The organism is Ideonella azotifigens, assembly GCF_006519715.1.
GTDB lineage: Bacteria > Pseudomonadota > Gammaproteobacteria > Burkholderiales > Burkholderiaceae_C > Ideonella > Ideonella azotifigens.
Genome location: NZ_VIDT01000324.1, coordinates 1 through 6,152, shown reverse-complemented (window position 1 = coordinate 6,152; position 6,152 = coordinate 1). Strand labels below are relative to the sequence as shown.

Genomic DNA, 6,152 nt, shown 5'->3' with positions numbered 1-6,152 from the left:
GCCGCTTCGACACGCTTTCCGGCGGCGAGCAGGCGCGCGTGCAACTGGCGCGTGTCTTCGCCCAGCTGTGGGACGCGCAGGCCGGGCTGCTGCTGGTCGACGAGCCGCTGGCCTCGCTGGACCCCGGCCTGCAGTTCGAGTTGCTGGACGCGATGCAGGCCTTCTGCCGCACCCGCGGCCATGCGCTGGTCGCCGTGCTGCACGACATCAACCAGGCCCTGGCCGGCTTCGAGCGCCTGTGGCTGCTGCAGCAAGGCCGGCTGATGGGCGACTTGCCGCCGAACGCCAGCGCGCTGGCGCCGCTCGAAAACCTCTACGGCATCCAGCTGCGCAGCGTGCCGGGCGAGGACGGCCGGCTGGCGGTACTGGCGCGCCGCCGCGTCGCTTGAACCCTCACCGGAGCCTTGCCCATGAACTCCTCGCGCCTTCCCAGCCGCCTGCCGCTTCGGTACGAGCGCCTGCGCGACCTGGCGGCCTTGCTGCTGGTGCTCGCGGCGGCGGCCGTGGTCTGGTTCACGCTGCCGGTATAGAACGGCACCAGCGCCCCCACCCGCCACCCAGCCTTTGCGCCGTGCCGCCACAAGCGCCCGCCTTGCGCCGTAGAGTGGGCTCCCAGGCGCCAAGCCCTTCGCGCATCTTTTTCCTGACGGAGCCTCCTCGCATGACCACGTCCTCTTCTGCCGCCGCCTTCCGCACCGAATCCGATTCCATGGGCGCCATGCAGGTGCCCGCCGAGGCGCTGTACGGCGCCCAGACGCAGCGCGCGGTGCTGAACTTCCCGATCAGCGGCCAGCCCATGCCGGCCCCGTTTGTGCACGCGCTGTTGGCCATCAAGGCCGCTGCAGCCGAGGCCAACCAGCAGCTGGGCGGCATCAGCGCTGCGCAGGCACAAGCCATCCAGGCCGCCGTGGCCGAACTGCAGGCGTTGCCGGACGAGACCCTGCTGCGCCACTTCCCGGTCGACATCTTCCAGACCGGCTCGGGCACCAGCTCGAACATGAACGCCAACGAGGTGCTGGCCACGCTGGCCGGGCGCCGGCTGAACGACAAGGTCAGCGCCAACGACCACGTCAACGCCAGCCAGAGCAGCAACGACGTGGTGCCCAGCGCGATCCACGTTGCCGCGGCCCAGGCCCTGCAGAACAGACTGCTGCCGGCCCTGCAAAGCCTGGTCGCCACCACGCTGGACAAGGCCCGCGCCACGCACGCGCACGTGAAGACCGGCCGCACGCATTTGATGGACGCGATGCCGGTGCGCCTGAGCCAGGCGCTGGAAGGCTGGGCCGCGCAACTCGCGCTGGCGCAAGGCCAGTTGCAAGGCGTGTTGCCGCTGCTGCAGAAGCTGGCGCTGGGCGGCACGGCGGTGGGCACCGGCGTGAATGCCGACCCACAGTTCGCCGCGCTGTGCTGCGCGGCGCTGAACCGCCAGACCGGCATGGCCTTCGCGCCCGGCGAGAACCGCTTTGCGCTGATGGGCGCGCAGGACACGGCTGTCGCAGCCTCCGGCGCGCTGAAGACGCTGGCCGTCGCGCTGATGAAGATCGCCAACGACCTGCGCTGGATGAACTCCGGCCCGCTGGCCGGCCTGGGCGAGATCGAGCTGCAGGCGCTGCAGCCGGGCTCGTCCATCATGCCCGGCAAGGTCAACCCGGTGATCCCGGAAGCCACCGCGATGGTTGCCGCGCAGGTCATCGGCAACGACGCCGCACTGACCATCGCCGGCCAGTCCGGCAACTTCGAGCTGAACGTGATGCTGCCGCTGGTCGCCCGCAACCTGCTCGAAAGCATTGCGCTGCTGGCCGGCGTGATGCCCCCGCTGGCCGACAAGGCCATCGCCAGCTTCCGCGTCAACGAGCAGCGGCTCAAGCAGGCCCTGTCTCGCAACCCCATCCTGGTCACCGCATTGAACCCGCTGATCGGCTACGCCAAGGCCGCCGAGATCGCCAAGCTGGCCTACAAGGAAGACCGCCCCATCGTCGATGTGGCCGCCGAACACACCGACATTCCGCGCGCCGAACTCGAAAAGCTGCTCGATCCGGCCCATCTCACAGGCCAGGATTGACTCGGGGCGTTCAGGAGGACGGCGGCGTGCTGCGCGCCGCCTGACCGGCGGCGGCCTCACTGGCCCCCAGCTTCTTGATCTGCAGCCCGTCGATCTTCTCGACCCAGAAGGCCATCCTGTCTTTCAGCGCGAGGTGCTCGTCGTAAGGCGCTTCGTAACTCCAGATCACATCCGGCAGCGTCTGGTCACCGGAGTGCAGTGCGTAGTAGCTCGCCTCGCCCTTGAACGGACAGTGCGAGCTGGTTTGCGTGCGCTTGAGCATCTCGGTCTTCACCTCGTTGCGCGGAAAGTAGTAGCGCGGGGGGTTCTTGTCCTCGTCGACTTGAATCACATCGCTCGAGTCGGCCAGCGTCTGGCCATGCCACTCCACCACCATGCGCTGCTTCAGGTGCCGCTCGCGCACATGATGTTCCGGATGTTCCTTGTGTCCTGGAGAAGGGTTCATGAGGGTCTCCTGTCGGTCCATGTCGAAGCCGGCAGCTGTCCAAACGGGCCGAGCTGGACGCCCGGAGCAGCAATCGGCGTGCCGCCGCGGGCGCGGCCCGCAATGCGGTAGCCTCGCGGGCAATGCACAGGAGCTGACCCTTGGACGCCACGACCTTCCGCAACCCCGCCAACCATGGCTTCACCCGCGTGGCGGTGGCCGTGCCGCGCAACCGCGTGGCCGACCCCGCCTTCAACGCCGAGCAGACCATCGCGCTCTACCAGGCCGCCGCGGCCGAAGGCGCCTCGCTCGTTGTCTTCCCCGAGTTGGGCCTCACCGGCTACAGCTGCGACGACCTGTTCCACCAGCAGGCCCTGCAGCGCGCAGCAGAAGCCGCGCTGCTGCGCGTGGCCGAAGCCACACAGGGGCTGGACACGCTGGCGCTGGTGGGCCTGCCGCTGCGGGTGGACCACGGCCTGTTCAACTGCGCCGCGGTGCTGCAGCGCGGGCAGGTCCTGGGCATCGTGCCGAAGACGTATTTGCCGAACTACGGCGAGTTTTACGAGGCGCGCCAGTTCAACCCTGCTGCCAATGTTCAAAGCACCGAGGTGACGATCGGCGCGCAGCGCGTGCCCTTCGGCAACGACCTGCTGTTCACCGCCACCGACCAGCCGCTGCTGCAGCTGCACGTGGAAATCTGCGAGGATCTGTGGGTGCCCATCCCGCCGTCCAGCCATGCGGCGCTGGCGGGCGCCACGGTGCTGGCCAACCTGTCGGCCTCGAACTTGACCATCGGCAAGGCCGGCTACCGACGCGCGCTCGTCACGCAGCAGGCCGCGCGCTGCCAGGCGGCCTACCTCTACAGCTCGGCCGGCACGGGAGAGTCCACCACCGACCTGGCCTGGGACGGCCAGTCGCTCATCTCCGAATGCGGCGAGTTGCTGAAGGAGTCCGCCCGCTTCCTGACCGACTCGCACTGGATCAGCGCCGACGTGGACCTGGAACGCATTGCCAACGAGCGCCAGCGCCAGAACTCCTTTGGCCACCAGACTTCTCAACTGCGCGCGCAGCTGAACCACTTCCGCCGCGTGCCGTTCCAGGTCGGCACCTCCCGGCTGACCGGCCCGCTTCGCCGCCGCGTCGAACGTTTTCCGTACGTGCCGGCGGACGCCTCGCGCCGAGACGAGCGCTGCCAGGAGGTCTACGACATCCAGGTCCAGGGCCTGGCGCAGCGCATTGCCTCCAGCGGCATCGGCAAGCTGGTCATCGGCATCTCGGGTGGGCTGGACTCGACGCAGGCGCTGCTGATCTGCGCCCGGGCAATGGACCTGCTGGGCCGGCCGCGCAGCGACATCCTGGCCTACACCATGCCCGGCTTCGCCACCAGCGGCCGCACGCTGGACCAGGCGTTGCGCCTCATGTCCGCCATCGGCTGCCAGGCCGAGCAGATCGACATCCGGCCCAGCTGCGAGCAGATGCTGAAGGACATCGGCCACCCCCACGCGCGCGGCGAGAAGGTCTACGACATCAGCTTCGAGAACGTGCAGGCGGGAGAGCGCACCAGCCACCTGTTCCGCCTGGCCAACCAGCACGGCGGCATGGTGGTGGGCACCGGCGACCTGAGCGAGCTGGCGCTGGGCTGGTGCACCTACGGCGTGGGCGACCACATGTCGCACTACAACGTCAACGCCAGCGTGCCCAAGACGCTGATCAAGCACCTGGTGCGCTGGGTGGCGGATTCGGGCCAGATCGGCGCTGCCGGAAGCCAGGTGCTGCGCGATGTGTTGGGCACCGAAGTCAGCCCGGAACTCATCCCCGCCGATGCTGGTGCGAGCGAAGGCAGCCAGCCAGCGCAAAGCACCGAAGCCAGCATCGGGCCCTATGCGCTGCACGACTTCTTTCTGTACTACACGCTGCGCCACGGCTTTGCGCCGTCCAAGGTGGCTTACCTTGCCTTGACCGCTTGGCAAGACGAGGCAGCAGGAAGCTGGCCCGAAGGCCCAGACGTGGCCCGCACCGCCTACGAGCTGCCGGCCATCCGTCAGCACCTGCGCACCTTCCTGCACCGCTTCTTCACCACCAGCCAGTTCAAGCGCAGCTGCGTGCCGAATGCGCCCAAGGTTGGCTCGGGCGGCTCGCTCTCGCCTCGCGGCGACTGGCGCGCGCCCAGCGACGCGACCGCCACCGCCTGGCTGTCCGAACTGGAAAAGGTACCTCAGGTATGAGGCCCTGAAACGCAGCGGGGCCAGGTGTTGCCACCTGGCCCCGTGCGTCTATCGATTCAAGCTTCAGTGCGTGTCGGCTCAACGGCCTGGCACGTTCGGGTGGGGGTCGGCGCGGTTCCGCACGCCGTCGCCGTCGCGGTCGTGGTCACGGGAATTCTTGATGCCGTCGTGGTCGCGGTCGTTGCGCGCCCAGTTGCCCTGGCTCAGGCGCCACTCGCCGTTGCGCTCCACCCAGGTCGGGTGGTTGTAGACATAGCCCGGGCGCTCACGCACCCAGGTGCCCGCGACCCAGTAATGCTGGTTGTTGCGGTAGCTCCAGTAGCCAGGGGTCCACAGGTAGCCCGGACGCGGCGGCGGCACCACTTCATAGCGCGGCGCCGGCGGCGCGATGCGCACCACGAAGTCCACGGCAGCCGAAGCTTGGGTCGGCAAAGCCGCGGCAAACGGGGCCGCAAGCGACAAAGCAATGATGGAAGCCTTCAACATCTCGATCTCCTTCTTCGGCAGTGATGCCATGGACGAAGATTCCCACTTTGCAGGCTGCGCTCACATCGGACGAGCGCGGATGGTGCTGTAGGCCCAGGCCTGCAGCACCTTGCTGCGCCTTCACTCGCGCTTCACAGCGCTTTACACTCAGGCTGCTTGCAGACCGGTTTCGCGGTCCATGCGCAGCGCCAGTTGCCACAGCCGCAGTGCGCGCCCGACGAACACGCCGCTGAACAAGCCATACGCGGCCGACAGGCCCACCGCGAAGCCCAGTTGCTGGGCCAGCGCCGGCTGCATGGCCAGCAGCACGCCCACGGTGTACTTGGTCAGGAAGATGCCCATCATCAGCGCCAGCGGCACGGCGCTGCCAGGCACCACGCATTCCTGCGTGGCCGTGTCGAAGCGCGTGCCCTGCGGCAGCGGCCTGCGCGAGACCAGCGTGGCCACCTGCGCCGCAGCCAGTGCCCAGATCGGCAGCGCCGCTGCCGTGCCCGAGAAGGCCAACCACACGCCCGCCACCGACAGCCCGGTCATCAGCAACGCCACCAGCGTGATGCGCGCAAGCTTCACGCGACGTGCCAGCATCTGCTTGCCACCCAGCCACAGCAGGCCGGCGAACAAGGCGAAAACCCAGGTAGGGGTGTGGGACAGGATCTGCATCAGCATGGTGGGCTCCTTCAGGTTGATTCGGTTCGAATGAAAGGCATCCGATGAACGAACTGTGCCCACGCGCCCGGTTCGCCGACAGCGGCTTGCGACGAGCCGCCAAGGCCGGTCGCGAAATACGGCCCGGCGGCGCGAAATGCAAGCCACCGAAGTGCCGTTCAGGCGCTTTCCCGCGCCACCAGTTCGCAAACCAGCTCGGTCAGCGCCGACGGCTGCTCGCCGCGGCCCAGCTGCAGCACCTGCGCCGCCGCCAGCTCGCCGATCTGCCGGGCGGGCGGGCGGATGGTGC

General features: G+C 68.4%; 6 protein-coding genes. 3 read left to right on the top strand and 3 right to left on the bottom strand.

The features are described 5' to 3' along the window. Both FKP22_RS18265 and FKP22_RS18260 read left to right on the top strand, forming a co-directional pair. The coding region (locus tag FKP22_RS18265; RefSeq protein ID WP_510606719.1) for an ATP-binding cassette domain-containing protein at nt 1-389 on the top strand (389 nt) is incomplete at its 5' end. Between the two features lie 272 nt (nt 390-661). After that, nucleotides 662-2,062: a class II fumarate hydratase gene (locus FKP22_RS18260; protein WP_211361456.1), complete on the top strand. Its 1,401-nt coding sequence runs from the start codon at nt 662-664 to the stop codon at nt 2,060-2,062. A gap of 10 nt (nt 2,063-2,072) precedes the next feature. Here the strand turns inward: FKP22_RS18260 and FKP22_RS18255 are convergent, their stop codons facing one another. After that, nucleotides 2,073-2,507, bottom strand: coding sequence for a DUF427 domain-containing protein (locus FKP22_RS18255; RefSeq protein WP_141289049.1), 435 nt, complete (start codon nt 2,505-2,507; stop codon nt 2,073-2,075). A gap of 140 nt (nt 2,508-2,647) precedes the next feature. On the opposite strand from FKP22_RS18255, the gene FKP22_RS18250 reads away from it, so the two are divergent. Further along, nucleotides 2,648-4,711, top strand: coding sequence for an NAD(+) synthase (locus FKP22_RS18250; RefSeq protein WP_141289048.1), 2,064 nt, complete (start codon nt 2,648-2,650; stop codon nt 4,709-4,711). A 78-nt stretch (nt 4,712-4,789) separates the two neighbouring features. On the opposite strand, the gene FKP22_RS18245 is transcribed toward FKP22_RS18250, so the two are convergent. Together FKP22_RS18245 and FKP22_RS18240 are read right to left on the bottom strand one after the other, a co-directional pair. Continuing rightward, nucleotides 4,790-5,227, bottom strand: coding sequence for a YXWGXW repeat-containing protein (locus tag FKP22_RS18245; protein WP_233446883.1), 438 nt, complete (start codon nt 5,225-5,227; stop codon nt 4,790-4,792). 117 nt (nt 5,228-5,344) lie between these two features. Continuing rightward, nucleotides 5,345-5,926: a DUF6622 family protein gene (locus FKP22_RS18240; RefSeq protein ID WP_310733348.1), complete on the bottom strand. Its 582-nt coding sequence runs from the start codon at nt 5,924-5,926 to the stop codon at nt 5,345-5,347. Nucleotides 5,927-6,152 lie beyond the last annotated feature (226 nt).